Annotated in this window: 22 protein-coding genes and 1 pseudogene; 10 read left to right on the top strand and 13 right to left on the bottom strand. The window is 44.0% G+C overall.

Annotated elements, in window-relative coordinates:
• Positions 1-90: 90 nt before the first annotated feature.
• A pseudogene (locus tag AC3WJJ_RS19520) lies at positions 91-495 on the bottom strand (methylglyoxal synthase); the annotation flags it as partial.
• 301 nt (positions 496-796) lie between these two features.
• Between AC3WJJ_RS19520 and AC3WJJ_RS19525 the strand changes: the two are divergent.
• A complete protein-coding gene (locus AC3WJJ_RS19525; protein ID WP_492543351.1) occupies positions 797-1153 on the top strand; it encodes a nucleotide excision repair endonuclease in 357 nt (118 codons plus the stop codon).
• 80 nt (positions 1154-1233) lie between these two features.
• Here AC3WJJ_RS19525 and AC3WJJ_RS19530 read toward each other — a convergent pair whose 3' ends face one another.
• The 7 genes from AC3WJJ_RS19530 to AC3WJJ_RS19560 form a co-directional block, all read right to left on the bottom strand.
• Positions 1234-2424: an MFS transporter gene (locus AC3WJJ_RS19530; RefSeq protein WP_492543353.1), complete on the bottom strand. Its 1191-nt coding sequence runs from the start codon at positions 2422-2424 to the stop codon at positions 1234-1236.
• Between the two features lie 174 nt (positions 2425-2598).
• Positions 2599-3552, bottom strand: a complete 954-nt coding sequence (gene mraY, locus AC3WJJ_RS19535; protein WP_492543355.1) for a phospho-N-acetylmuramoyl-pentapeptide-transferase — start codon at positions 3550-3552, stop codon at positions 2599-2601.
• A gap of 184 nt (positions 3553-3736) precedes the next feature.
• Positions 3737-5032: a glycosyltransferase family 2 protein gene (locus AC3WJJ_RS19540; protein ID WP_492543357.1), complete on the bottom strand. Its 1296-nt coding sequence runs from the start codon at positions 5030-5032 to the stop codon at positions 3737-3739.
• A complete protein-coding gene (locus AC3WJJ_RS19545) occupies positions 5025-5168 on the bottom strand; it encodes a hypothetical protein (RefSeq protein WP_422658817.1) in 144 nt (47 codons plus the stop codon). Before AC3WJJ_RS19545 ends, AC3WJJ_RS19540 begins: the two co-directional genes overlap by 8 nt.
• 40 nt (positions 5169-5208) lie before the next feature.
• Complete coding sequence (locus tag AC3WJJ_RS19550; protein WP_492543358.1) at positions 5209-6084, bottom strand: GGDEF domain-containing protein; 876 nt, start codon at positions 6082-6084, stop codon at positions 5209-5211.
• Between the two features lie 122 nt (positions 6085-6206).
• A complete protein-coding gene (locus AC3WJJ_RS19555) occupies positions 6207-7304 on the bottom strand; it encodes a glycosyl hydrolase family 8 (RefSeq protein ID WP_492543359.1) in 1098 nt (365 codons plus the stop codon).
• A gap of 245 nt (positions 7305-7549) precedes the next feature.
• The gene (locus AC3WJJ_RS19560; protein ID WP_492543360.1) at positions 7550-8533 is read right to left on the bottom strand and encodes a glycerophosphodiester phosphodiesterase family protein; all 984 of its coding nucleotides are present in this window, start codon (positions 8531-8533) and stop codon (positions 7550-7552) included.
• 168 nt (positions 8534-8701) lie between these two features.
• On the opposite strand from AC3WJJ_RS19560, the gene AC3WJJ_RS19565 reads away from it, so the two are divergent.
• Positions 8702-9385 (top strand): FHA domain-containing protein, encoded by a 684-nt coding sequence (locus tag AC3WJJ_RS19565; protein ID WP_492543361.1) that lies wholly within the window; start codon positions 8702-8704, stop codon positions 9383-9385.
• A 62-nt stretch (positions 9386-9447) separates the two neighbouring features.
• Here the strand turns inward: AC3WJJ_RS19565 and AC3WJJ_RS19570 are convergent, their stop codons facing one another.
• Positions 9448-11640: a GH92 family glycosyl hydrolase gene (locus AC3WJJ_RS19570; protein WP_492543362.1), complete on the bottom strand. Its 2193-nt coding sequence runs from the start codon at positions 11638-11640 to the stop codon at positions 9448-9450.
• Between the two features lie 34 nt (positions 11641-11674).
• On the bottom strand, positions 11675-12769 hold the full coding sequence (locus AC3WJJ_RS19575) for a GntR family transcriptional regulator (RefSeq protein ID WP_422658811.1): 1095 nt from the start codon (positions 12767-12769) through the stop codon (positions 11675-11677).
• Between the two features lie 407 nt (positions 12770-13176).
• Here AC3WJJ_RS19575 and AC3WJJ_RS19580 point away from each other — a divergent pair, with 407 nt between their 5' ends.
• The 8 genes from AC3WJJ_RS19580 (at position 13177) to ypfJ (ending at position 21860) form a co-directional block, all read left to right on the top strand.
• Entirely contained in the window at positions 13177-14727 is a 1551-nt protein-coding gene (locus tag AC3WJJ_RS19580; protein ID WP_492543363.1) for an extracellular solute-binding protein, read from the top strand.
• 64 nt (positions 14728-14791) lie between these two features.
• Positions 14792-15727 (top strand): ABC transporter permease, encoded by a 936-nt coding sequence (locus tag AC3WJJ_RS19585; protein ID WP_492543364.1) that lies wholly within the window; start codon positions 14792-14794, stop codon positions 15725-15727.
• A gap of 12 nt (positions 15728-15739) precedes the next feature.
• Positions 15740-16633: a carbohydrate ABC transporter permease gene (locus AC3WJJ_RS19590; RefSeq protein ID WP_492543365.1), complete on the top strand. Its 894-nt coding sequence runs from the start codon at positions 15740-15742 to the stop codon at positions 16631-16633.
• 206 nt (positions 16634-16839) lie between these two features.
• A complete protein-coding gene (locus AC3WJJ_RS19595) occupies positions 16840-17067 on the top strand; it encodes a FeoA family protein (protein ID WP_492543366.1) in 228 nt (75 codons plus the stop codon).
• Positions 17064-19073, top strand: coding sequence for a ferrous iron transport protein B (gene feoB, locus AC3WJJ_RS19600; protein WP_492543367.1), 2010 nt, complete (start codon positions 17064-17066; stop codon positions 19071-19073). The genes AC3WJJ_RS19595 and feoB overlap by 4 nt, the downstream gene beginning before the upstream one ends.
• A gap of 23 nt (positions 19074-19096) precedes the next feature.
• Positions 19097-19264, top strand: a complete 168-nt coding sequence (locus tag AC3WJJ_RS19605) for a FeoB-associated Cys-rich membrane protein (RefSeq protein WP_492543368.1) — start codon at positions 19097-19099, stop codon at positions 19262-19264.
• A gap of 165 nt (positions 19265-19429) precedes the next feature.
• On the top strand, positions 19430-20842 hold the full coding sequence (locus tag AC3WJJ_RS19610) for a hypothetical protein (RefSeq protein ID WP_492543611.1): 1413 nt from the start codon (positions 19430-19432) through the stop codon (positions 20840-20842).
• 172 nt (positions 20843-21014) lie between these two features.
• Complete coding sequence (gene ypfJ, locus AC3WJJ_RS19615) at positions 21015-21860, top strand: KPN_02809 family neutral zinc metallopeptidase (RefSeq protein ID WP_492543369.1); 846 nt, start codon at positions 21015-21017, stop codon at positions 21858-21860.
• 88 nt (positions 21861-21948) lie between these two features.
• Here ypfJ and AC3WJJ_RS19620 read toward each other — a convergent pair whose 3' ends face one another.
• Genes AC3WJJ_RS19620 through AC3WJJ_RS19630 form a run of 3 tightly spaced genes read right to left on the bottom strand, consistent with a single transcriptional unit; the run spans position 21949 to position 25347 of the window.
• Entirely contained in the window at positions 21949-23484 is a 1536-nt protein-coding gene (locus AC3WJJ_RS19620) for a type 2 periplasmic-binding domain-containing protein (protein ID WP_492543370.1), read from the bottom strand.
• Between the two features lie 42 nt (positions 23485-23526).
• Positions 23527-24390 (bottom strand): carbohydrate ABC transporter permease, encoded by an 864-nt coding sequence (locus AC3WJJ_RS19625; RefSeq protein ID WP_422658804.1) that lies wholly within the window; start codon positions 24388-24390, stop codon positions 23527-23529.
• 12 nt (positions 24391-24402) lie between these two features.
• Positions 24403-25347: an ABC transporter permease gene (locus tag AC3WJJ_RS19630; RefSeq protein ID WP_492543371.1), complete on the bottom strand. Its 945-nt coding sequence runs from the start codon at positions 25345-25347 to the stop codon at positions 24403-24405.
• Between the last annotated feature and the right edge of the window lie 73 nt (positions 25348-25420).

Genomic DNA, 25420 nt, shown 5'->3' on the forward strand with positions numbered 1-25420 from the left:
TGTAGCGGGGAGGTGGTCGTTTCCGTTATGCAGCGATGACTTATTTGAAGGAAATACGACGGGCTTCACTTTGTGGTGCTTAATATTCACAGGACGGCTTTGATGGATGACATCCCGCCAGTGGAATTCTCCGCGCTTTAACGAATGGACGAGAAGTTCAGCGCTTGCTAAATTCGTTGCAACCGGAATTCCATACACATCACATAGGCGAAGTAGAGCAGTGATATCGGTCTCATGCGGCTGAGATACAAGTGGGTCGCGGAAGAAGATTAACAAATCGAGTTCATTTTGGGCCACCATAGCACCGATTTGTTGGTCCCCCCCGAGTGGACCTGACCGGAATTTCATGATGTTTAGCTTCGTATTTTCTGTAATGAGTCGGCCTGTCGTGCCTGTGGAGAAAAGCGTATGTTCTTCGAACATCGCCTGATAAGCAATGACAAAATTAATCATTTCCTCTTTCTTACGATCATGCGCTACAAAAGCAACATTCATAACCAATCACCTCTCCTTATTAAGGTCAACAAACCTGAAAGTGAATTGCGATCTTAATGTCATAATTCCTAACGCAAATCAATTTTATTACTTGTAATGATACGGTATAATTTAGTTATTAATCAATAGTTATGTCATATATTATTCCATAAAGTAGTGATTTATTTATTTTATTAGCTAAATCAATGATTGTATTCAGTATTCATGTTATGTATTATTACGCAAATGTAAAATCAGTGGTCTCGCATCTCGAATTGTGATAGTATTTACATCTATATATAGATGAGGAAGTGAGTTTTAAATGATTAACATAACCATTCCAACACCAGATGTGACGATTACGAAACAAGATGCCCCAGAGCTAAGTAATATTTATGGATTCACAGATTTTCACCTGATTACTAGAGAAAAGGGTGGAATCTTTATGTTCTACAATGCTCAAGATGAGCTGCTGTTTGTAGGTAAAGCTAGAAAGCTGAGACCGAGAATTAAGAAGCACTTTGAGGATACCGTCTCCGTAATGAAGAATCACCGAAACGAAGTTACGAAGATTGAAGTTTGTGTGATTGAGGACCCAGTGGAGAGAGAAATTTATGAAACGTATATTATTAATGAGTTCAAAGCGAAGTACAACGTAGATAAAGTGTTTTATAAATAAGCATGATGGCAACATGATAAATGAAAAAAGCAATAGACGAAGTCTGTGAGGACAACGTGCTATTGCTTTTTTTTGCGTGTTTAGGCTGTTTGCGCTACACTGTTTTTTCGCTCAGCGATATAGCAAGCAATACCTAACACCAGACCGAGGCCAACGAGTAGTGCTCCAACCCATGGCAAGGCGTTCAAGGATAAGTGGGTAATAACCCAGCCACCAATGAAGGCCCCGGCGGCATTTCCCAGGTTCCCCGCAGAATGGTTAGAGGTGGATGCAAGTGCTGGAGCATCCTCAGCGAGACTCATAATCCGTACTTGAAGCCCTGGCATAACCGCAAAGGCAGCGGTTCCCCACAGGAAGACCGTGATTACGGCCGCAAGAGGATGATATACCGTAACAGTGAAGATCGTAAGAATGACACTTATGGCGAAATAAAGTCCTAGAATAGAGGGCATCAGCTTCCAATCTGCGAGCTTACCACCAACCATATTTCCAAGCGTGACGCCGCAGCCGAACAGGACTAGAATCCAGGTTACGCTGTGTTCTGCATAACCAGTGATTTCCACAAGTAATGGATTAATGTATGTAAATACGGTGAATAATCCGGCATTGCCTAAAGCGCCGATCAGTAAGTACATAAGTAACTTTGGCTGGATTACAGCCGATAGTTGCTTCACCACACTAACGGGCTTTTCTTGTTTCAATTTAGGGATGAATAGAATGATACCAATCAATGCGATGACACCCATGATGGCGATGGCACCAAATGAAGCTCGCCAGCCCATGTTTTGTCCGATAAAGGTTCCGAGAGGAACACCTATGATATTAGCAATCGTCAAGCCTGCCATCATAATGGAGACAGCTCCCGCTCGTTTGTTGGGCGGTACTAGATTGGAGGCGATCACAGCGCCAACGCCGAAGAATGTCCCGTGTGTTAAGGCGGTTATCATACGCGCTGCCATGAGCACGCTGTAGTTCGGAGCGAATACGGAAATGCCGTTGCCAATAATGAATAGAACCATCAGCAAGTATAGCAGTTTCTTTTGTGGAATTCGTTGAGTCAGAATGGTCAGGATGGGGGCACCAACGGCTACGCCGAGAGCGTACATCGTAATGAGTTGACCTGCTGTTGAAATACTGACATGTAAATCCTCCGCCACATTCGGCAGAATTCCCATAATAACAAATTCGGTCATACCAATCGCAAAGGCGCCTGCTGTAAGTGACAGGATGGAGACAGGGAAGGGCTCTTTACGTACCTGCTTTCTGTTCATGTTGTGCGCTTCATTCATGTTGCGGATGTCAACCTTTCTTCTGTCTAAAATAAGTTTGTGGTGATGTTACGTGAGACTCGGCAGATAAGTCCTGAACATATTATTGAGTTTCATGAAAATTAATTCAAGATAAATATTTTTTTCTGAAACTTGCGAAATTTTATTGTGTTACATTCAGGCGATTACATATTTCCATAAAAGCCAGCATAGAAGCACAGAGAACCAGGATACAAAGCCGAATACCATCACGATCTTATTCTCGCTCCAGCCATATTTGAGACTGAAGTGATAGTGAATAGGAGCCATTCGGAATAGCCGCAACTTCGTCCGTTTGTAATACCACACTTGCAGGATGACAGAGAGCTGCTCAGCGAGATAGACAAAGAATAGAATCGGGATCAATATCTCGACTTTTTCAATGACCGCCAGAATGGAGAGAGAGCCACCAATCGCAAGGGACCCCGTATCACCCATGAATGCTCTAGCGGGATAGATATTATATAGAAACAGACCAAGCAGGCACCCGATCATGACGAGTGAGAAGGTTTGCACCTCCGGTTTATCCGAGATCAGAAAGAAGAAGAAGTAAGTTGGAATTGCTACATTAATTAACAGCCCGTCAAGCCCATCTGTGAAATTGATTGCATTGGCAGAGCCAACCACGAACAGAAGTATAATCGGCAGATATATATAAATGGGAAGATGGAGCTCGAATCCCTGAAATAGTGTAATGTCACTGGTAAGACCAAACGAACGGAATAGCACATACAATAGTGCACCTGTAAATACAAACTGAAGGAGAAGTTTCATACGCCCGGAAATCCCTGAGGGATCCTGAAACGCAGCCTTCTTGAAATCGTCCATAAAGCCGATGGAGCTGAATAGAATGAACGTCACACAGAGAAACATCATCAGAGGGGCAGGGAGAGACTGGAGTGATGTCGCCACACCCGTAAGCAGGATCAAGCCAGCCATAAGCGGCGTTCCACGCTTAGCTTGGTGATCTGGAGGTAATTCAGTGCGAATGGGCTGTGTAAGCTTAAGGGTATGCAATCCCTTGATAAGAAGAGGGGTTAATAATGCGACGAGTAAGAATGATAAACCGGATACACCTAAAATTCCGAACATATGTAAAACACCGCTTTCCAGACAGATTGTCCTTTTTATAATGTAATTCGTTTTATTGGACAAATATTCCTGTAAACGTGTATTCACATATAGAACAAAAGCACTCTCACCAGGTCTCTTCTGACCGGTGGGAGTGCTTTGCTTTTATGGCTGAGCAAAAGTGATCGCTCATGATACTTGGGTTTCAACCGAACCGCTGTGTTTTATACCACTTTTTCTCTCGGCCCGTGATTTTATCAATAAGCATCCCTGCAAAAGCTTTGACGGAGATGATTAAGAATAGCTGGGAATATGTGAAATAGGATACACAGGATAAGATGAAGTTGCGTGTGTTGCTCTGCCCGATATCTGCTGCCAGAGCAAGATTAATCTGTAAGACGTAAATATAGTACATAAGAGCCCATGCAATAACCAAGAATACATATACGTCGCCTTGAAATTGAAAAGGGGATACAACGGCTGGATTAAACAAGGCAATGATCTGGTAGATAATGTTCGCTACAAAGATGATATCTGAAACAATGATGGCAATCATAAACCAGAAATAACTTGTTGCATAATAAAGGACGTGGAACTTGATCCGCCAGCTAGAACGGTTCACCAAGTGATGGAGATTATCAAGTACGACCTGGTAGTTCCCCTTAGCCCATCGTTCGCGCTGCTTCATATATACACTTAGTTTCTCAGGTTCCTGTTGATAGGCCTCCGCTTGTGGCGCAAGGGCAATAAGCTGTCCTCTCATCAGGATTTCGAATGAAATTGCAGTATCCTCAGTAATCGCATCTTCATCCCAGCCGCCAATTTCTCGAATAAGGGATGATTTCACAATAAAATTGGTACCAGGAATGGTTCCTAACTTAAAGAGTTGCCATAGTCCGGTATGATGCACCCGCTGAATCGTGACTAACTCCAGGTTAATGCACCGAGACAGGAAGTTCTGACCGCGATTACGGGCTTTGTTACGTCCGAATACCGCGCCATATTTCTCAGGCTCCTCCATCGCTTTCCGTGTTAGAAACAGCAGTGCATTCTTCTCAGGAGCTGCATCCGCATCATAGATACAGATCCATTCCCCCGTTGCATGCTTCAATGCATCGTTAAGTGCACCGGATTTACCGCCTGTTCCTGTTCGTTCAAGAATAAGCAGATTACGTCCTTCGTAACTGGCAGATGCCTGCAAGGATTTCAGTTTTGCCGCAGTGTTATCGGTACAATTATCTGCAATGACAATGACCTGCAGTTTATGTTCTGGATAATTCATCTGCAAAATATGTTCCACCGTAGACGTGATAACGAGTTCCTCATTATGCGCCGGCACCATTACGGTCACGGTAGGGAAATCTTCAAGGTTATCCGGCATGGTCAGTTGCTCGCGGTTTTGTTTGCGAATGAATACAATAGCGCCTGCCATAATGAGAATGGACTGGCAGACGGCGATCCAAATGCTAATAATGGATATTATGAGTAGGAAATCAGCCATTTAATTTCCCCCGATCATACTTTTTATTGACTTTAGATCGAAAGTTTAACGTTGAAATCGTCAAGATCAGAATGGATATCGTAAATAGGATGCTGACAGCAATACATAAAGGAATGAACCAGCTGGTATATGACATAAGGCGCATACCTCCTTTTGTGTAGGGTCATAGAATTGAATTAAATGTATTCACCGATGAGATCCGTCTCTGTGTTCCGTTCTAACGCACGAATGACAGCATCGCTATCTTCATACTTCTCGAACTGATCTTGTTGAAATACGAGTGCTCCAGCGCGAATAACTAACTTGAGAGGATTGCCATGCTTGTCTGTAAAGGGCATGTTCATCATCGCAAGCTTAATCCGCTCTGTAAGGTTCTTCAGATTTTCTGGTTTGGTCAGAGGACAGAGAATAATAAACCGACCATTATCAAGGGAGAATTTATAGTCTTCAAAACGGATTTGTCCTTGTATGGTCTGTGACAATTCGAGCAGGAGCTGAGAATATCGCTGTGAACCAAGTGATTCTTGGACAAGCGGGAGAAACTCAATTTTGAACATAGCTAAGCTGAAGCTATACTGATCAGAGTAGCGGTTCGCAAGATTAGACTGTTTCACCAACGTATCGGAGAAGGCATCCTTATTACCGAGTGAAGTATCTAGATCGATATCAGGGTTTCTCGTCTTCAGTGCTTCTAAGCGCTCAATGAAACGGCTGTTCTGAATCAATACAGAACGTATGAATGCGGCTATCATTACATTTGCGGGAATCAGCAGCATCCAGGAGAGCGTAAGTATTCCTATGGTTGCGTAGGTCGATAACCAGACGAAATAACTGACAAGGAATACGAATATCAAAACAGCAGTGACGCCTACCGGTAGAATAAATCCGACAAGCAAGGATATGAGTGTAGCTACACTAAAAACAACCTCAGAAACGGTTAGGACTTGTCTATCATAAATGTTCCAATAAAAAATAAGCTCTTGTATAATGACGAGGGCAATCATGAGGAAGTAACCAAGTTCAATACGGCGAATAGGAATATGTTTCTTCATACGCATCCTTCCTTTCTAGCGCGAGTGTTGCGTTAACCCCTGAATATATTATTACATAAAAAGACATAAATCGACATGATTTTCGTGGGAATCATACAATAAATAGGTTAAATGTGAAAATGCTATCGTTCGTTGTTTAATGTCGTTTCAGCAATCAGAGGAAACAGGTTATCGAAAATGTGAGTGTTGTTATCGAATACATATCCGCCAGGATAAGCTTTATCCTGATCTCGGAATGACACCATACGCTTCTGCAATTGTTTGGCCCATTCCACATCGTCACATTTTATGGCTAATAACATCGCTAATCCATAGACTGCTGGTGATTCGTACGTCACATTCGGTGCATGAGTTGCAAGATCATACCGCCCTACCAATTGATGACGCTGCTCAAATTCCTTCTTCAGAAACTGCACAAGTTCTTCGGGCTTCTTCCCAGCCTCAGTGAGGTGAATGCCGACGATTAACTGATCGATCAAATTAACGGATTCGTCGTATGTATATTTTTTAGACTGTACCTGATAGGTTTTAGGATAGAATGGCCCATCGTTTGGCATCTGAAGGAGTAAATCCTTATGCAGTGTATATTCAGAATCGGAGATCAGGCCGTTGTTCAGCATTCCTTTTAATGCGGATATATCGATATAAACCAGACTAAGCGTGTCAGAAGATATTTTGTTCTTGAAGTCATGAAAATCTACAAAGTATCCGCTGTGCTGAACCTCCGTTTGCAGTGTGGATGTAATATCTTTAACGATGCTAAGGTAGGTCTCGTCTTTCCATAGGGCATAGGCTTTCAGGAGCGAATCTACAATTCTTAGGTCATCTCCCAGCGCGTTGGTGCTTACATCGGACTGCCCTGAAGGCTGGAGCTTCCAGTAGACATACTGTTGGGGGGATATAAAATACGTTCTCAAAACGTCCACACTCTCATTCAATCTGGACTGATCCTGCTGTAATACCGCATACTGCATCCAGAGTCCAAGCGACTCTGACAGCGCCTCTCTGCCGGCCACAATGTTCTGATCTACAGAATGGGCTTCCTGAAGATAGGTGGCCCATGTACCGTTCTCGTTTCTCATATGCTGTTCAACGAATTGTTCTACTTTGGAAGGCTTCTCCTTGCTTGAGCTCAGAGCAAACCATAAGATGAAGATCCCTAGAACGGATACTACTATACTAATAACTATTTTTGCGTTATTGTGAACCATATTTTTCATATTTGCACCTCACTTTCTCTTCATTGTAAAGAATGGAGACGTGATTTTCCACTTGGTTTATGATTTGCTCGAATACGATCCCTTCATACTCCCAATTTCTAATTCCGGCTTGTGTAACAGATCAAACAGCCGTACCTGAATGTCTCAAGACACTCTAAGTACGGCTGTTAAAGTTGATGTATGAAGCTTTGATGCATAAAGCTGAACACAACGTAGAATATTTTCATGAGTTAGTGGATCATGGCTCAATCTTTGCTGAGTTTTAGCTTAGGAGCGACAAGATCAATACGATTCGTCCAGATCCCACCGCTATAGTTATCCGGCAGACGCTCTAGATCTTCGTCGGAATCGAATCCCTCAGACCAGCCACCATCGCCGGCTACTAGAATAACCCTTGTATTCACACTTTCCATTCGATTAATAAATTTATCGGGCCAACCCCACAGGAGAGAGGCATATTTCTCGGGAATATGTAGCTGAGTGTTCTGACATACAGAAGGGATATACCCTGTCCAGCCGGCTCCGGTGTAGGAGATTAGGCAGCTTTTTAATGTGGACTTCGACATGACTCGAAGCGTGGGCAGCTCATGTTTTAACGTGCTTATGGGTGCATCATCTCCGTATACCGTAAGACGGCTTAATTGCTCATCTGACATCTCAGACAGTTCATCAGCTAACTGAGTACCTTCATTCGAATCTGTGCTCTTTATATGAATTAAGAAAGAACCACTTGGAAAAGCAGACAAGGCTTCCTCTAATGAGGGCATAAGTCCAATTCCTTTTCCTCTGAATGGGTAAGTCTCACCTTGGTCTGCTGTGTATCCATAGCCAATATCTATGTTTTTCAGCTCTTCCATGGTATAATCCATGACCGTCCCTTGTACATTAGTTCGGCAGTCTAGCGTCCAGTCATGAAATACGGCGAATTGACCGTCTTTTGTCGGTTTGATATCGAATTCAACGACGTCTGCACCTGCGTCAAAGGCTGCCTTCATGGAAGAAATGGTGTTCTCCAAATATGGATGCTCCGGCTCATAAATTCGAGAAGCTGTGCAGGTATCGCCTTGGATATTCTCCATGGAGAACGTCTGTCCCATACCGCGATGTGCGAGTAATAATGGCTCACTTGGATGTTCTTTAGTGAATAGCGTTGTATTATTGATAAACATGAATATGAGCACAGCTGTAAGCAGCATAATGATTTTCGTTCTTCTTTTTAGTTGTCTCACTATCCGATCCCCCGAAATTTGTTTAAAATGTACAGTATTATAGATCCTCTTATTTCATCTTATCCATTTAGAGAGCTCACTCAATAGCTGGACCATAACAATTGCATGATAGTGATCTGATAATCGATAATCTGAATACAAAGAATAAAGAAATGAGGAGGGAGTAAGATGGACAGATCCTCCTTTTTAGTGGTGGAGCGCGGGAATCCCTATGAACGGGGAGATGTAATCCCGCTGAAGAATCAGATGATTCTAGGTAGGAAGGGCAAGCAGTGGAATCCCGATATTGTATTTGATAATCTGTTTGTATCCCGGAAACATACAGCACTACAGTACAAGAATGGGCTGTATTACATTAAAGATTTGAACAGTAAACATGGTACTTACGTAAACCAGGAACGACTGAGCCCGAATGGGGAGAGAGTTCTTCAGCATATGGATCAGATTGCGCTGGCAGGTGATTTAATCGTCTTGTCATTCTCTAGTGTGAGTATGGATGAGACGATGGATATTACTCCGTTAATGAAGCAGATAGCAGCTTTTGAAGCATCAGAGCAGGTGCGATTGGACCCATTTAAGCAAGAGTTCATCTTTCAAGAAGAAGTATATGCATTCTCGGAAAAAGAGTATAAGTGCATTGAACTCCTGATGAACCATAAAGGCCAATTCGTGTCTAAAGAACAGATGAAGTGCTGGGTCTGGCCAGAACGAAGCTATGGTGATGGTGAGTTACCTGACGTAAGCACTGAAGAGCTGAATGCACTGATTTACCGGGTGAGAAAGAAGATAAGACCTATCATGTCGATCGAGAGTATCCGGGGCAAGGGATACATACTACAATCCGAGCATTAATATAAAAAAAGGACACCTTCGAGACCTGTGATGTGGTTAGCTCGTGGTGTCCTTTTTCTATGTTATTTCTTCGAAATGGAGAACGGAATTTCTTCGGATTCATATTGGCGGAAACTTGGAGCCAGACCCAGTCTGAAATCAAGTGTTTTTCCATCCATAATGTCCTCATGCTTCAAGTACAGCTTCGTGTAATCTTCGCCGTCCAGTGCAACGTTCGCTACGAAGTTGGATTGTGGATTGTTGTTGTCTGTATGAATATTCATTTGTTTGCCGTTTGGCAGCTCGATCGTTACCGAGTCAAACAACGGAATGCCTAGCACATACTCGCCGCTGCCCGGACATACAGGATAGAAGCCCATGGAGCTAAATACATACCAGCCAGACATACTGCCGTTATCCTCGTCACCAGGGAAGCCATCAAAGCCGCTATTGAACAAGTTCGTCATAATCTGCTTGATGACAACTTGGGCAGATGCAGGTTGTCCCACATAGTTGAACATGTAAGGAATGTGGAAGCTCGGCTGGTTGGAGATGGCTACCTGACCGAAATCAACGGCTGCCATTTCACTCATCTCGTGAATCTCGAAGCCATAACCTTTGACATCAAAGTCAGGTGCTTTATTGCATAGTTCGGTTAAGTGGTTAAAGAATCGATCCTTCGATCCGTAAGCCTGAATCAATCCTTCGAAGTCTTGGTAGACCGCGAAGCTGTTCTGCCACGCACTGCCTTCGGCATAATCAAGCCCCCAGCTCGTATCACTAAAGCCTGGACGGAATTGTCCATCTTTATCTTTAGCACGCATAAATCCGGTTTCTTTATCGAAAATATTACGGTAGTTAAGCGCGCTTTGTCTGTACTGTTCAGCAATTTCGGTTTTACCTAATACTTCAGCTACCCGGCTGATGCAGTAATCACTATAAGCATAATCAAGGGTATGGTTAACACTTTCATGGTAATTGCTTGGCACATAACCGTATTTCAAGTAATCCAGTGTACCTTGACGACCATAAATATTCGTCTTGCTCTGGGTCGTTGCAGCTGTCAGCATCGCTTCAAGCAGCTCAGGTAGAAGTGAGTCAGCAATTCCTTTGACTGCTGCATCCGCAATAACAGCATCAATCAGCGTACCTGGCATTAGGCCGCGCTCATCCGGGGACAACCATTTTGGCAAGAAGCCAGTTTCGCGGAACGAATTTAGGAAGCCTTCAAGCATTTCTTTGTATTCGTTCGGAGCGATGATGGAGTACAGCGGATATACCGTTTTGTATGTATCCCAGAATCCATTATTGGTATAAAGGATGCCGTTCTTCACTTCTTTAGCTGTTGTATCGTAGTGAACCGGCTCGTTGTTTGCATTCAGTTCATAGAACTTTTGCGGGAACAAGAACATGCGGTACAAGCAGGTATAGAAAGTTCTTAAGTATTCTTCGTTACGATGCGTAACTTTGATCTTGCTCAGGTAGTGATTCCAAGCCTTCGCTGAATCTTCTTTCATCTGATCAAAAGTTGTTGTGATCTCGCGCTCGTGGTTTAGTTCAGCTTGCTCCAAGCTAATGAAAGAAGTGGAGAGCTTAACATCCAGCGTACCTTTCTCGCAGTCAACGAAGCGAATCACGGCATGCTGATTAGATCCTTCAACGGCTGTAGTTGCACTGAAATTACCTTCAGCATCATAGATGCCGGAAGTGGAGAGGTCGATGTCTTTGCTGAATGTCATGACCACATAAATGCCAAAGTTCTCATCTTGGCAACCGGAGAAGTTGCTGATAAATCCGGATAGTTTGCGGCTTGATGCATCCCATGTAAGTGAGCTCTTGCCTTTAGCGTTCACTACAAATCCTGCTTGTTGGCTGGAATTGTACTTGATACGTAAGGAAGCACCGTAGGTGGAAGGAGTGAGCTCTGTCGTAATGTTATAACGCTGCTGCTTCACGCGTACATAGTTGGGTTTGAACACAGCTTCTTCAGGGCGATAAGAGCTCTGACAAGTGAAGACCGTTCCTCTGATCTTATCGTCAGCAATCGGAGTCATGAGGAAATGGGCGAAATCTCCCATCCAAGGGCTTGGCTGGTGTGTCAAACGAAACCCTTGAAATACACGGTCGTTCGGATTGAAGAACCAGCTTCCATCATCATTCGTTTGAACAACAAAGTGATTCATACCGAAAGGAACGGAAGTGTATGGCAGCGTATTCCCGTTAGAATACGAATGTTTGTTATTAGAGCCTTGTCTGGTGTCGATATAGTGCAGCATGATGGCAATCTCCTTTTGGTTATGAGAGTGGGTATTACAATCTTTTGACGGTCTGACGTTCGATTAGCTTAACCGGCACAATGACATTCTCGCTTGAATGGTCGTGCGGGTTTTGGATGAGCTGTATCAAATGTTTTGCAGCCAGACCCCCCATTTTGCCGAAATCTTGTGAAATCGTAGTTAGCTTAGGGTCAATGAAACTTGCAAGTTGAATATTATCGAACCCTACGATGGAGAAATCATCGGGAACAGAGAGTCCCAGCTCTTTAGCGATTTGAATAATTTCGATAGCAATGATGTCATTTTCGGCGATGATTCCCGTGATGCCCTGCTCAAGAACGGACTTAATGAACCGGATGTAAAAATCTCTTCCATCATCATCAGCATGAGTAAGATAGCGCTCGGTCAGATCATTAACACTGTTGTCGACCAGATTGTGATCAAAGAGTGCCTTCAAATACCCGAAGTATCTTTCGCGAATGGATGAGGATGTCTCCACTTTCAAGGAAGAGATAAAGGCAATCTTCTTATGATTATTCTCGATTAAATGTTTGGTCGCTTGGTAAGCACCATCAAAATTATCCGAGACAACCGATGGAAACGGAATGCCTTCAATATGTTTGTCCATAGTCACGACAGGGAACTGGGATAAATGATACTGATACAGAATATCGAGATCGGAAATGCTGGTTACCGGATAAAAAATAATCCCCGAATTCGAGCTTTGAAGTGCTGTCTGAAGCAGCTTGCGCTGCCCAACGATCGTATTGGACTGGATATTAAGGGTATAGTCCGTTTCTGCAAGATATTCATTGATCCCTTTTTCATAATCACCTAGAGCTGAATTATGAGTGAACGGAAGGATCAGCAAAATCTCTTTATTAGCCCGCTCCATGGTTCGATTGGCGGTAATCACAGAGTTCACAAAACTTCCCTTGCCTTGTACTCGGTAAATCAGGTTGGCGTTCTCCAGTTCAGTCAGCGCCCTCTTTGAAGTGATTCGACTTACGTTGTACTCTTTAGAAATTTCGGCTTCGGTTGGTAGCTTGTCCCCGATTTTCAATTCACCGGATTCAATCTTCGCCTTTAAATCAATGACGATATGTTGATATAACGGAATGTTATCCATATAACTTCCCCTTACTAAATTTGATATATCATTTAAAAACGATTATGTCAAAGTATTATGATGCACTATTTCCAATGAAATATTTGGCTTGCTAAGTTTTTATGGCACTCAAATCCTGCATGTGCTAAATAACGTTGATATACATGGCTTCTCTATTGCAACCTTATATCGCAACTTTCTAGTGATATCTGTCACATTTATCGCTTTAACCCAAGAAAGAGCCTAATTTCATACTATATTTATGCGCAAAATATTTCAAGGATAATCGCTTACATGTTTGTTATTTAGATTAATGTAAGCGCTAGACAACTCCGTTAGTATATCATATAATCAACTTGTGCTTTGATATGATATATCAAATATTGGGGGTTTGTTGAGTGTTCACTTCTAAAAGAGGAAAAGCTGTAATGTCACTGTTGCTAGCATCTGCCCTACTTGTTACAGCCTGTGGTGGTAAAACAAATGAATCCAATGGTTCTTCTGATGCGAATTCAAATGAGATTTCTATCCTAAGACCAAGCTGGAACAACCTTCGACCTGCATCCAAAGATTTGTGGATGTGGAAAGAATACGAGAAAATGTCCGGAATGAAAGTGAACTGGGAAGAACTCACTGATATCGGCGAAAAGAAAAATATTATTCTGACAAGAGGTAAGTTGCCGGATGCTTTCTACCAAGTAGACTGGAGCAATGGTGAATTGCTGAAATACGGTAAGCAAGGTATGTTCTTGCCGCTTGAAGAACTGATTAAAGACAATGCTCCGAACTTGCAAAAATATTTAGATGAGAATCCGGATGTAAGAAAAGGAATCACGAGCGCAGATGGTCACATCTACGCAACACCTTATCTGGATCCATATCCAGAAGGTAACCGTACAATTCGTCTGTGGATCAACAAGAAGTGGCTAGACAAGCTAGGCATGGAAGTTCCGAAGACAACGGCTGAACTCGAAGAAGCATTGATGGCGTTCGTAACAAAAGATCCGAACGGTAACGGTGTAAACGACGAGCAAGGTTACTATATGCCAAGTGGATCGATTGGTTGGACGTTCGAACAAATGATGATGGGTTCCTTCGGTATCGGTAATGGTGGTCGTAAGGCAGTAGGTAACTTCATCTATGTTGATGATAACGATGAAATCCAGCTCACTATTACATCTGATGAATACAAAGAAATTTTGAAATATGAGAACCGTCTATACAAGAACGGTGCAATCAACAAGCAAGCTTTCAGTGGTGTTGATTACGACAAATGGACGGCAGATGCGTCGAAAGATTTGGTTGGCGCTTGGAACTGGTCAGCTCCGGACTACATCGGTGAAAGTGTGAAGGATGATTTCGTAGCGATTAACGTTCTTGCAGGTCCTGAAGGAGATATGGCTTCTCTGACAGATTCCCAGGTTGCGGGCGCATCCAGCCTTGTTGTTACCAAGGATGCTAAAGACCCAGCAGCTATTCTGAAATGGGTTGACTACTTCTACAGTGAAGAAGGAAGCGTATTCGGTTACCTTGGTAAAGAAGGCGTTACTTACAACAAAGTAGATGACAAGATGGTTTATATCGATGAGATCTTGAACTATAAAGACGGTATTGGTCTTGGCGCATTCCAGTATGTTGATAATGTATACGGCGGATACTTCCCTTATGTAGAGCTATCTCCAGAAGTTAGAGCAGCTGCAGGTAAGCAAGAAGTGCCTGTATATAAAGATCTGACAGAGAAAACATTGCCAAGCGTAATGCTTCCTGACTTGCCAGCAACGATCGAAGAAGCGAATGAATCTTCCTCCATTATTGCTGACGTGAGTAACTATGTTGGACAGATGCGTGTTGAATTCGTAACAGGCACGAAAGATATCGATAAAGAGTGGGATAACTACATTGCTCAATTGAAGAAAATGGGCATCGATAAATATTTGACACATAAGCAAACGCAATACAAGCGTTACAAAGAGAGCTAAGAGACAAATGTTAGCAGGGGAGACTCATGAAGAGTCTCCCCAAATTTAAGGAGAGGGGAACAATATGGAATCTTCACTTCAAAAGAAAAACCTTCTTAAACCGAAGCGTAAATCAATCATGAAGCAAAAATGGCTGTACTTCATGATGCTGTTGCCACTAGCCTCTTTGATTATCTGGAACTATATCCCCATGTATGGGGTTATTATTTCTTTTAAAGACTATTCACCTGCATTCGGTATTATGGGCAGTCCGTGGGTAGGATTCGACCATTTTGAAAGATTCTTTAATGCCTTCTATTTCTGGGATGTTATCATTAACACCCTGCGTATCAGCTTGTACAGTCTCCTGGTCGGAATTCCGCTTCCGATCATTTTAGCACTTATGTTTAATGAGCTTCGTAACAAAAAGTTTAAAGGTATCGTGCAGACGATTTCCTATATTCCGAACTTTATTTCAATCGTTATCATTGTCGGTATGATTACATTCTTTACATCTCCAGTTGATGGTGTAATTAATTCAGTAATTGAGTATTTTGGCGGTACGCCAATTGATTTTGTTGGTAGCGCTGATCTGTTCCCACACGTATTCGTTTGGTCTGGTATTTGGCAGTCCATCGGTTGGGGAACATTGATCTATACAGCTGCAATGTCAGGTATTCCACAAGACCAATACGAAGCAGCTCATCTTGAAGGTGCAACTCGAATGCAGTGTATCCGTCATATTACGATTCCTGCAATCATGCCAACGATCGTGATCTGTGCGATCTTAGCGACAGGTTCTGTGATGTCCGTTGGATTCGAAAAAGTATTGTTAATGCAGAATGATGCAAACCTTGCTACATCTGAGGTATTGTCAACATATATGTATAAATCAGGTATTTTGAATGCAGAGTATAGCTTCTCCGCTGCAGTAGGTTTGTTTAACAATCTGATTAACTTCATCGTTCTGTACATCGTGAATAAATTCGCTCAGAAATTCAGTGAGACAAGCCTGTGGTAAGGAGGGGCAAGTATGCAGCATCATCTAACTAAACAAGACAAAATATTCAACTGGATCAACATCACAGTGGTTTCCATAATTACGCTGGTTATTCTGTACCCACTATTATTTGTCGTGTTTGCATCGCTAAGTGATCCTCGTCAAATATTTGATAGTGCTCTTCTGTTATGGCCAAAAGGCTTTACATTAGAAGGATATAAGCGGGTATTCGAGAACCCGGATATTTGGATGGGCTTCAAGAATGCCGTCCTCTACACCGTGCTAGGAACGGCTATTAACGTAATCATGACTACACTTGCGGCCTATCCTTTGTCTCGGAAAGACTTTCGGGGCCGTAATGTCATTACGATCTTGTTCACATTCACCATGTTCTTCTCTGGTGGTTTGATTCCTACCTATTTGGTCAACCAAAGCTTAGGTATTATTAACTCCATGTGGGTTATGGTACTGCCAGGTGCGGTCAGTGTGTATAACATGATTATTATGCGGACGTACTTCCAGCAGAACATCCCGACAGAGCTAGAGGAAAGTGCATTTATTGATGGAGCAACCGATATGCAGTTGTTGCTTAAGGTTGTTCTTCCGCTCTCCACACCAATTATCGCAGTAATGATGCTGTTCTATGGTGTTGGTAGATGGAATGGTTATTTCGATGCGATGATCTATCTATCGGATCGTGATCTATTCCCACTGCAGCTCATCTTAAGAGAAATTCTCGTACAGAATCAGATGGGTGATGCTGCGAACCAGGCCATCATGAACAGTAACCAAGGTGAAGTTAACTTGATCAAGCAGTCCATCAAGTATGCTGTGGTTGTCGTATCGAGTGTTCCGGTACTCGTCTTCTATCCGGTCGTGTCGAAGTACTTCGAAAAAGGTATCATGGTTGGTGCGATCAAAGGTTAAGCTTTATTTAGTCGAATAGTAAAATCATAGAGGCGCCTGTTTTTTGTCCTGCGAGGGATGAAGGACGGGTGCCTTTTTTTGTAGAGTCATTCGCAGAATAGTCTCATTATTTATATGTAATTATTACAATATAAAATCATTGCCAAGTGAGAATCATAATCATATAATCCAAGTAGATGATAATTATTCTCACTGAGGTGTTTAACGTGAAATTAAGCGATATGAATATAAGCGAGCCTGTTCGAATTGTAGATCTTGGTTGCAGTAATCAGCTTGTGTGTAGGCGTCTAAACGATCTGGGCATCGTGGAAGGTTGCCTCGTATGTGTGAAAAAACGCCTGCCATTCGGCGGACCGATTACACTTGAAGCTGATGGACAATGGATAGCCATTCGCCGTAAAGAAGCTCTACAAATCGTTGTGGAGGCTGTATGAGCACCATTGTACTAGCGGGTAATCCGAATACCGGCAAAAGCTCGCTGTTTAATATTTTGACCGGTTTCTATGAATATGTAGGGAACTGGGCAGGAGTGACCGTTGAGAAGAAGGTCGGATACCTGAAAGAAGGTAAAGGCGAGATTATCGACTTGCCTGGGCTCTATTCTCTTAATCCACTGTCTAAGGATGAGGAGGTTGCTTCTCGGTTTTTATTGAATGAATCTTTTGATTCTATTCTGAACGTAGTAGATGCCTCACAAATTGAACGTAATCTAAATCTGACACTGCAGCTACTTGAGTATGGCAAGCCAGTAGTTATCGCATTGAACATGATGGATGTGGCCAAGGCTCATGGTCTTGAGCTTCATGTGGGGCGATTGGCTGAGCTGCTGAAGGCACCAGTCATTCCTGTCGTAGCACGCAGCGGTAAGGGTTGTGATGCGCTTCTGGATACCATTACAGCAGGTGTATCTGAGCTAACCTGTGAACCGTGCCTTATTCCTTATGGAGAGCGAATAGAGGAGGCGGCTGCAGAACTGACTTCCAAGATGCCGGAGCATATGGTTTCCCCGCGCTGGATGGCCATTCAATTCCTTGAAGGGAATCGTGTCGTGCGTCAAGCACTGGAAGAAGTGATAGATTCTGAATGGCTGGAGCAATTCTATCAAGCTAAGGAAGAAGCAATTAAGCAAGCTTATGGGGTTAAGCAACTTCCTCAGTATATTAGAAAAATGCGGACCGATTACATTCAGGAGATCTTGTCACAGTGTCTTACGCGTTCAAAGGAAGGACGAAACAGACTGTCGGAGCGGATTGATCGGCTTGTGACGGACAAGTTCCTTGGTATTCCAATTTTTCTGGCATTCATGTATTTGACGTTTAAGCTCACTTTTGAATGGCTGGGCAGTCCGCTATCTGATCTGGTAGATGGGTTTATTAACGGCCCGCTGCGAAATGTTACGGAATGGCTCCTTAATCTAATAGGGGCGACTTCCTTTATTAAGGCAATTATATTTGATGGTATATTCGCAGGTGTGGGTGGGGTGCTTGTATTTGTGCCTCAGATATTCATCTTGTTCTTCATCATTTCGTTTATTGAGGATTCAGGCTATATGGCGAGGATTGCTTCTGTCATGGATCGATTAATGGAATCAGTGGGTCTTAACGGTAAAGCATTCATTCCGATGATCATCGGTTTCGGATGTAATGTACCTGGGATAATGGCTGCTCGAACGATTGAACAGCCGAAGGAGCGCCTGCTTACGATTATTTTGACGCCGCTCATGTCATGCTCGGCACGACTTTCGGTATATAGCTTGTTTGTCGGAATCTTTTTCAAATCGAATCAAGCACTAATAGTTCTGTCTTTGTATGTGATGGGGATTGTTATTGCACTTCTGCTTGCGAAGCTATTCTCCTCCACTATTCTGAAGCAGCAGGAATCCATGTTCGTGGTGGAGCTGCCGCCTTACCGGATTCCACAGTGGAAGACGCTTGCTCGCAGTACTTGGGAGAAGGGGAAAGGCTTTGTAAGAAAAGCGGGAACGTTCATATTCGGTGGTTCGGTCATCATTTGGTTGCTCAGTTACGCTGGTCCCGGCGGATTTGACGTACCGATGGACGAAAGTTTCCTCGCTATGATCGGCGGATGGATCGGCTATCTGATGACACCACTTGGATTCGGCACTTGGCAGGCTGGAGCAGCGTTAATCACAGGATTTTTGGCCAAGGAGGTCGTGGTATCCACGATGCACATCATTTATGCTGCACCTGATACAGCAGCCCTTCAGGGGCTGCTTGCTGGACAGTTTACAGCCCTTGAGGCGTATTCCTTCATGGCATTTATTCTGCTGTATGTGCCTTGTTTGGCTACGGTTGGCGTTATTCGCAAGGAGACGATGTCGGCTCGTTGGACGTGGTTCTCTATCCTTTATGCACTAATTATTGCTTATGGTATTTCACTTGCGATTATTACGGTCGGAAGAGCTCTCGGCTTTCAATAAATGTATGAAAGGAAGTGACGAGCATGCTGGCTAGCATCATCATTGGCTTACTGATCTTCGGTTATGCGGGCTGGACACTGTTCTCTTATGTTAGAAAGACGAAAAAAGGTAAGTGTGCCGGCTGTTCTATCGCGAAGACATGTGCATCGTCGTGCAGTAGTGAAGGCTTGGTGCCACCGAAGAGCAAATGACTTTAGTTAGAGTTCGTTGAACGAATAGAGTGCTCCTGTCCATTTAGGATGGAAGGGCACTCTTTTTTTATATCGTTTATATAGGACACCCTTGAACACTTGCCCAGGCCCTTGCATAGCATATAGCACAACTTTATGGAAGCTTCGGAAGGGTGTGGCATCGCGGTGGGTATTCATTTGACGGCGATTCATTATGTGTATTTAGCGTTTATCGTGTTTATTATGGCGCTGCTGATTCGGCGCCGGGATACGACGATGATCTGTGTGGCGGGTATATTTGCTCTTGGGGTACTCGCGACGGAGACACTGGCTGGTTCAGTATCCGGTATATTTAACTCCTTTATTTATGCAACAAAAGAGCTGATGGGAACGATTATGATTATCTCCATTATTGTTGCCATGAGTCGAGTGCTGATCCGTACAGGGATTAATGAGACGATGGTAGCACCACTCACGCGCTTTATACGTACGCCAGCCATGGCATTTTGGGGAATAGGCATCATCATGATGGTCACTTCCTTTTTCTTCTGGCCATCCCCAGCTGTAGCATTAATCGGAGCAGTGCTGTTGCCTGTTGCCATACGTGTAGGGCTGCCTGCGCTTGGAGCGGCTATAGCGATGAATCTGTTCGGGCATGGGATCGCCTTATCTGGGGACTACATTATCCAAGGTGCCCCGAAGTTAACAGCGGATGCTGCTGGCATTCCGGTCTCCAGTGTTATGGAGGCGAGTGTACCGCTTGTTATTGTGATGGGTCTAGTTACAACGATAGCCGCATTTTGGTTTATGCGTAGAGATATGAAGAATGGTAAATGGAGAGATGGACTCATATCAGGCAAAAATGCTGCTAGTGCCTTAACCGCCGGTGACGGTGAGGAGGGGGAGGCGGTGATACACCCTCGGGTGAGGCAATGGCTCGCCATCGTTATTCCGATCTTGTTCCTTGCTGATGTGGCTGCTATGTTCTTCCTAAAGCTTCAGGGCGGAGATGCTACAGCGCTTGTCGGGGGTACCGCTGTATTCATTCTTATCACTGTCACCCTGTTAGCACATCGGAATCAAGGGCTTGAGAAGGTCACCTCCTATTTAATTGATGGATTTGTGTTTGGATTCAAGGTGTTCGGACCTGTCATTCCGATTGCCGCTTTCTTCTACCTTGGTGATTCGGCATTTGCGGAGTTATTCGGTAAGGTGCTGCCGGAAGCATCGCATGGGATTGTGAACGATCTTGGAGTAGCCCTAGCTAGCAGTGTGCCGCTGAATGGAGCTGTAGGTGCGGTAACACTGACCATCACGGGAGCGATTACAGGGCTTGATGGTTCAGGCTTCTCTGGTATTTCTCTAGTAGGGTCGATTGCACAGCTATTTGCGATGGCGTCGAACTCCGGAGCTGCAACACTCACTGCACTTGGCCAAGTGGCAGGTATCTGGGTCGGCGGTGGAACACTCATTCCATGGGCACTCATACCGGCTGCAGCAATATGTGGCGTGAGCCCGTTTGAACTTGCACGGCGAAACTTAAAACCAGTATTGATCGGTCTGAGTGTGACAACCGTAGTAGCGATGTTTCTGGTGTGAAGCACGCGGGAATGGAATTGGCGACCTATAGAGGTCGCTTTTTTAATTACATAAAATCAGCACCCGTAAGCACATGGGATACTTTCATAGGTTTAGGGTATATCATCTTAGGAATGATGTGCTTATTAACTTCGTAGATAAACATTTGAAATATATCGAGGAGGAGACAAGGATGCAGTGGAAGGGAAGAAGAGGAAGTTCTAATGTCGAGGATCGAAGAGGTCGCAAGGGGCCAGGACTGGTTGGCGGGGGTATTGGTGGTATCGTTATTTTGCTCGTCGTGACTTTGCTCGGTGGCGGCAACCCTGTAGATTTGCTGAGTAGTCTTGTAGGTTCGGGATCTGATACGGGAGCAACATACACCGAGACGGCGGAAGAGAAAGAGCTATCTCAGTTTGTCTCGGTTGTTCTGGCAGATACGGAGGATGTATGGACTGATATGTTCAAGCAGGAAGGGTTGACCTATGAGAAGCCCAAGCTGGTGCTCTATACAGGAAGTGTACAATCTGCATGCGGAACAGCGGGCTCGTCAGTTGGGCCATTTTATTGCCCTGGTGACCGGAAGCTATATATTGATCTAAGTTTCTACGATGAACTTCGTCAGGAATTTCAGGCGCCCGGTGATTTCGCCATGGCTTATGTGATCGCTCACGAGGTGGGCCATCATGTGCAGACGTTGTTAGGTACATCAGACAAGCTAGCGAAGTATCGTCAAAGTCTGAGCGAACAGGAGTATAACAAATATCAGGTTCGCTTCGAGCTGCAGGCTGATTATTTGGCTGGTGTGTGGGCTCATCATGTCCAAGGCAAGAACTTGTTGGAGAAAGGTGATTTAGAGGAAGCATTAACAGCTGCCAGCGCAGTAGGGGATGATACGATACAGAAAAAGGCTAGAGGATACGTCGTTCCGGAGAGCTTCACGCATGGAACTTCCGAACAGCGGAAGCGCTGGTTCTATCAGGGGTTTGAGAATGGAACCATAAAGGGCGGAGATACATTTGGTGCCAAGAACTTATAGCATGATGCAAAAAATGGCCCCAAAAGGGGCCATCTTAAGAGCTGCCAAGAAAGTGTTATTCGGCAAACTGGATAAAGTCTAAGTTTTTTTATTTGGTCTTGCTCCATTCGTCGTTTGCTTGTTTCTCGATTTCTTGACCTCCTTGTTGATAATACTTCTGTACGAATTCATCATACTTATCAACACTCCATGTTCCAGTTACGATCTTGACGAAATACTCTAGCCATAGTTTATTTTCGAGATCTGGATAATCCAGCTGCGCAGGTACAGCTTTCCACAACTCGTTCTTAATGAGATCCTTGGAGGCCGTCTCTAGGGCAGTACGAACATTATCATTCGTCCACCGGCGGTCAACCACTTGTACGAACCGAACGGGGTTGGAGAATCCCTTCTGATAAAGTTCTGAGTATGTCGATGTTTGGGCAATGAGGTTTTTCTCTTTGTCATAAGTGTAATCTACGTTTTCTTCTCCATAAGTGAGCAGGTTAACGCCGCCATTCTCATCGTCACTGACAGACCAATCCAGCATTTGAATAAGCTTTTCAGGTTGTTCTGTTTTTGCGCTGATTGATTTGAGAGCGCCGCCTGCATAAGGGTTCACTTCCGGGTAACCCATTTTGCCATCAGGTCCTTTTGGAGGTGTAACCATCATGAGCTTCGCCGTAGGCGTTGCTTTCACCAGTGCCTCAGGCAGTGTAGCTCCTTTCGGATCGACGGAAAAGGCATCGTACTCGAATGCGCCCACTTTAGAGTTGGTGACACGGGTTTCGAATTGTTTAGGCTCCATGACAGGGAACTCTGGATCAATTAACCCTTCCTTATACCATTGCTGAAGCACGGCTAGTGCTTCTTTGGTCTCTGGTAAGGTGAAGCCTTTTACAATCTTTCCGTCTCTTTCTGTCCAAAAGTAGGGGTTCACGCCGAATGCTCCAAAGACAACATTAAACTGGGAAGTTTTACTTCCGCCTAATCCAAACGTATCTTTTTTTCCGTTTTGATCTGGATCATTATTCGCGAATGCGTTAAGGACAGCGTGTAGTTCATCGAGCGTAGTTGGCTGCTTCAAGCCTGTCTGCTCAAGCCAATCTTGTCTAATTAAGAGACCGTTTGTGTTCGGTGAGTTGAAGGGCTCCTCTCGGACACCACTTGGGATCGCATAGATCTTACCGTCGAATGTAACACCTTCCCAGCGTTCCTTCGGAATGACTTTCATAAGATGTGGTGCATCCTTCAATAAATCATCGAGCGGCATGATGAGGCCCTGATCAATAAATTGAGTAAGCGTGGTCGTATCCACACCGAAGAAGTCAGGTAATTCGCCAGAAGAAGCAAGCAGATTCAGCTTTGTTGTATACTCGGACCCCATCAGCGAGACCTTAAAATCGACATTCGTAATGCCCGCTTTCTCCATCCCTTGTATAATTTTCGCTTTGGCTTCTCCGCCGTCTTCCGGGTATTCCGGAATTCCTAGACTAAAAAACATATCATAAGTAATTTTTTTATCTGTTTTAGCTCCATTATCCTGAGCAGGAGTTTCCGCACCTTGCTTACCGCCGCCGCAGCCGGCGACCAGAATCATACTAGCCAGACACAACGTGGACAAGCGTTTGTTCCATATTTTCATTCTTGTTTCCCCCTTATATAGTCCAATCAAGTAACTTTCATTTTAAGATTTAACAGCGCCAAGCGTTGTGCCTTTGATGAAGTATTTTTGCAAGAAAGGATACGTGCACATAATAGGGATGATCGAGACAACGATGGCAGCAGCGATAACTGATTCTGTCGCGGAGTCTGTCATCTGCCCCGTCTCAGCAACAAGCTGCTGGCCGGCTATAATCTCTCTTAGAAGAAGCGGAAGTGTATACTGCGACTTATCATTCAAGTAAATCAACGCCTGCATGAAGTTATTCCATAGACCAACGCACTCCCAGAGTGCAATCGTGGCGAGAACAGGTTTGCATAGCGGAAGAATAATTTGAAAAAAAGTACGCAGTGGTCCGGCACCATCAATGGTAGCTGATTCTTCAATTTCAGTAGGAATGCCTCGCATAAAGCTCTGCATTACGATGACATTAAAGGCTGAAATCATTCCAGGTATAATCAAAGCCCATAATGAATTGATCATGCCTAGATTTTTCACAAGCAAATAGGTTGGAATCATACCGCCGCCAAATAGCATTGTGAAAATGATGAGGAACGTAATGAATTTCACGCCGGGTAGATTGCTGCGGTTTAGCGGGTAAGCTGTCATTGCCGTTAACAGGACATGTAGAAAGGTTCCAGCTACAGCAACAATAATACTGTTTCGGTAAGCCAGCCAGATGAAGCTCGACTTAAATACACTTTCGTAAGCCCCAAGTGTAAATTCTCTTGGTCCGAGAAATAGCCCACCCTTTAATACGCCAGCTGAAGAACTGAAGGAAATAGATATTTCGTGCCATAAAGGATAAAACGTGATTAAGCAAAATAGGATCAGGAAAATAGCGTTGCCCCAGTCAAATAAACGGCTGCCCATCGTATTATTTCTCATGATCTGTCACCCCTACCATAGCCCGCGCTCGCCCATCCGCCGGACAAGCCAGTTCGTAAATAACAGCAGCAGCAACCCAACAAACGATTGGAATAAGCCGGCTGCGGCCGCAAAGGAATAACGGCCCATCGTAAGGCCCAGACGGTACACGTACGTATCCAGTACGTCTGCTACTTCAAAAACAAGTGGGTTGTATAATATGAAAATTTGATCAAAGCCAACGCTCAAAATCTGTCCAGTCCGCAAGATGAGCAGAACAATAATCGTGGAGGAGATGCAAGGCAGTGTAATAAATCGGACCAGTTGAAAACGATTGGCCCCATCGATTCGCGCAGCTTCATAGAGCTCCGGATTCACACCTGCAATTGCAGCCAGATAAATAACCGTTCCCCATCCAACCTCTTTCCACATCTCTGTCAGAATCAGAAATCCACGGAACGAACTCGGGTCCATGATCGGTGATGTATGAACACCGAATAATTGAAGGAGCCCCGTATCCGTTGAAAATATGGAGAATAGGATCCCACCTAGTACTACCCAGGAAACAAAGTGTGGGAAATAGATGATGGTCTGAATAGTTCGCTTGAAGAACTTATTCACCACTTCATTCAGCAGTAATGCTAGAATAATCGGTGCCGGGAAGTTGAATATAAGCTTATAAAAGCTGATGATGATGGTGTTCTTGAGTGCAACCCAGAAGTCGGGGGCCTCGAATAGAATTCGAAACCACTTGAGACCCGTCCAGGGCCCGGAGAACATGCCGCCGGCGATTTTGAAATCTTGAAAAGCAATCGCTATGCCTGCCATGGGAATGTATCTGAAAATTACGAAGTACAAAATTCCCGGTAATAGCAGCAGGTAATAGTACTTATGCTTGTGAAAAGACCTCATGAATCGTGACCTTCTCCGCGATTCTCCCTGAAACGGTTGTTTCGCTTCAGCGATTGAATTAGGCAATGACTCCTCTCCTTTACGATTGAATCGTTACACAACGTGTTAATGTGTACGCTTTCATCGTAATAAGAATAAG

The sequence above is a fragment of the Paenibacillus sp. FW507-14B1B genome (genome assembly GCF_058781425.1).

Excerpts from the sequence above, each read along its gene's own strand:
- AC3WJJ_RS19525 (WP_492543351.1), top strand. The coding sequence starts at position 797 with ATGATTAACATAACCATTCCAACACCAGATGTGACGATTACGAAACAA.
- AC3WJJ_RS19530 (WP_492543353.1), bottom strand. The coding sequence starts at position 2,424 with ATGAACAGAAAGCAGGTACGTAAAGAGCCCTTCCCTGTCTCCATCCTG.
- mraY (WP_492543355.1), bottom strand. The coding sequence starts at position 3,552 with ATGTTCGGAATTTTAGGTGTATCCGGTTTATCATTCTTACTCGTCGCA.
- AC3WJJ_RS19540 (WP_492543357.1), bottom strand. The coding sequence starts at position 5,032 with ATGGCTGATTTCCTACTCATAATATCCATTATTAGCATTTGGATCGCC.
- AC3WJJ_RS19545 (WP_422658817.1), bottom strand. The coding sequence starts at position 5,168 with ATGTCATATACCAGCTGGTTCATTCCTTTATGTATTGCTGTCAGCATC.
- AC3WJJ_RS19550 (WP_492543358.1), bottom strand. The coding sequence starts at position 6,084 with ATGAAGAAACATATTCCTATTCGCCGTATTGAACTTGGTTACTTCCTC.
- AC3WJJ_RS19555 (WP_492543359.1), bottom strand. The coding sequence starts at position 7,304 with ATGAAAAATATGGTTCACAATAACGCAAAAATAGTTATTAGTATAGTA.
- AC3WJJ_RS19565 (WP_492543361.1), top strand. The coding sequence starts at position 8,702 with ATGGACAGATCCTCCTTTTTAGTGGTGGAGCGCGGGAATCCCTATGAA.
- AC3WJJ_RS19570 (WP_492543362.1), bottom strand. The coding sequence starts at position 11,640 with ATGCTGCACTATATCGACACCAGACAAGGCTCTAATAACAAACATTCG.
- AC3WJJ_RS19575 (WP_422658811.1), bottom strand. The coding sequence starts at position 12,769 with ATGGATAACATTCCGTTATATCAACATATCGTCATTGATTTAAAGGCG.
- AC3WJJ_RS19580 (WP_492543363.1), top strand. The coding sequence starts at position 13,177 with ATGTCACTGTTGCTAGCATCTGCCCTACTTGTTACAGCCTGTGGTGGT.
- AC3WJJ_RS19585 (WP_492543364.1), top strand. The coding sequence starts at position 14,792 with ATGGAATCTTCACTTCAAAAGAAAAACCTTCTTAAACCGAAGCGTAAA.
- AC3WJJ_RS19590 (WP_492543365.1), top strand. The coding sequence starts at position 15,740 with ATGCAGCATCATCTAACTAAACAAGACAAAATATTCAACTGGATCAAC.
- feoB (WP_492543367.1), top strand. The coding sequence starts at position 17,064 with ATGAGCACCATTGTACTAGCGGGTAATCCGAATACCGGCAAAAGCTCG.
- AC3WJJ_RS19605 (WP_492543368.1), top strand. The coding sequence starts at position 19,097 with ATGCTGGCTAGCATCATCATTGGCTTACTGATCTTCGGTTATGCGGGC.
- ypfJ (WP_492543369.1), top strand. The coding sequence starts at position 21,015 with ATGCAGTGGAAGGGAAGAAGAGGAAGTTCTAATGTCGAGGATCGAAGA.
- AC3WJJ_RS19620 (WP_492543370.1), bottom strand. The coding sequence starts at position 23,484 with ATGAAAATATGGAACAAACGCTTGTCCACGTTGTGTCTGGCTAGTATG.
- AC3WJJ_RS19625 (WP_422658804.1), bottom strand. The coding sequence starts at position 24,390 with ATGAGAAATAATACGATGGGCAGCCGTTTATTTGACTGGGGCAACGCT.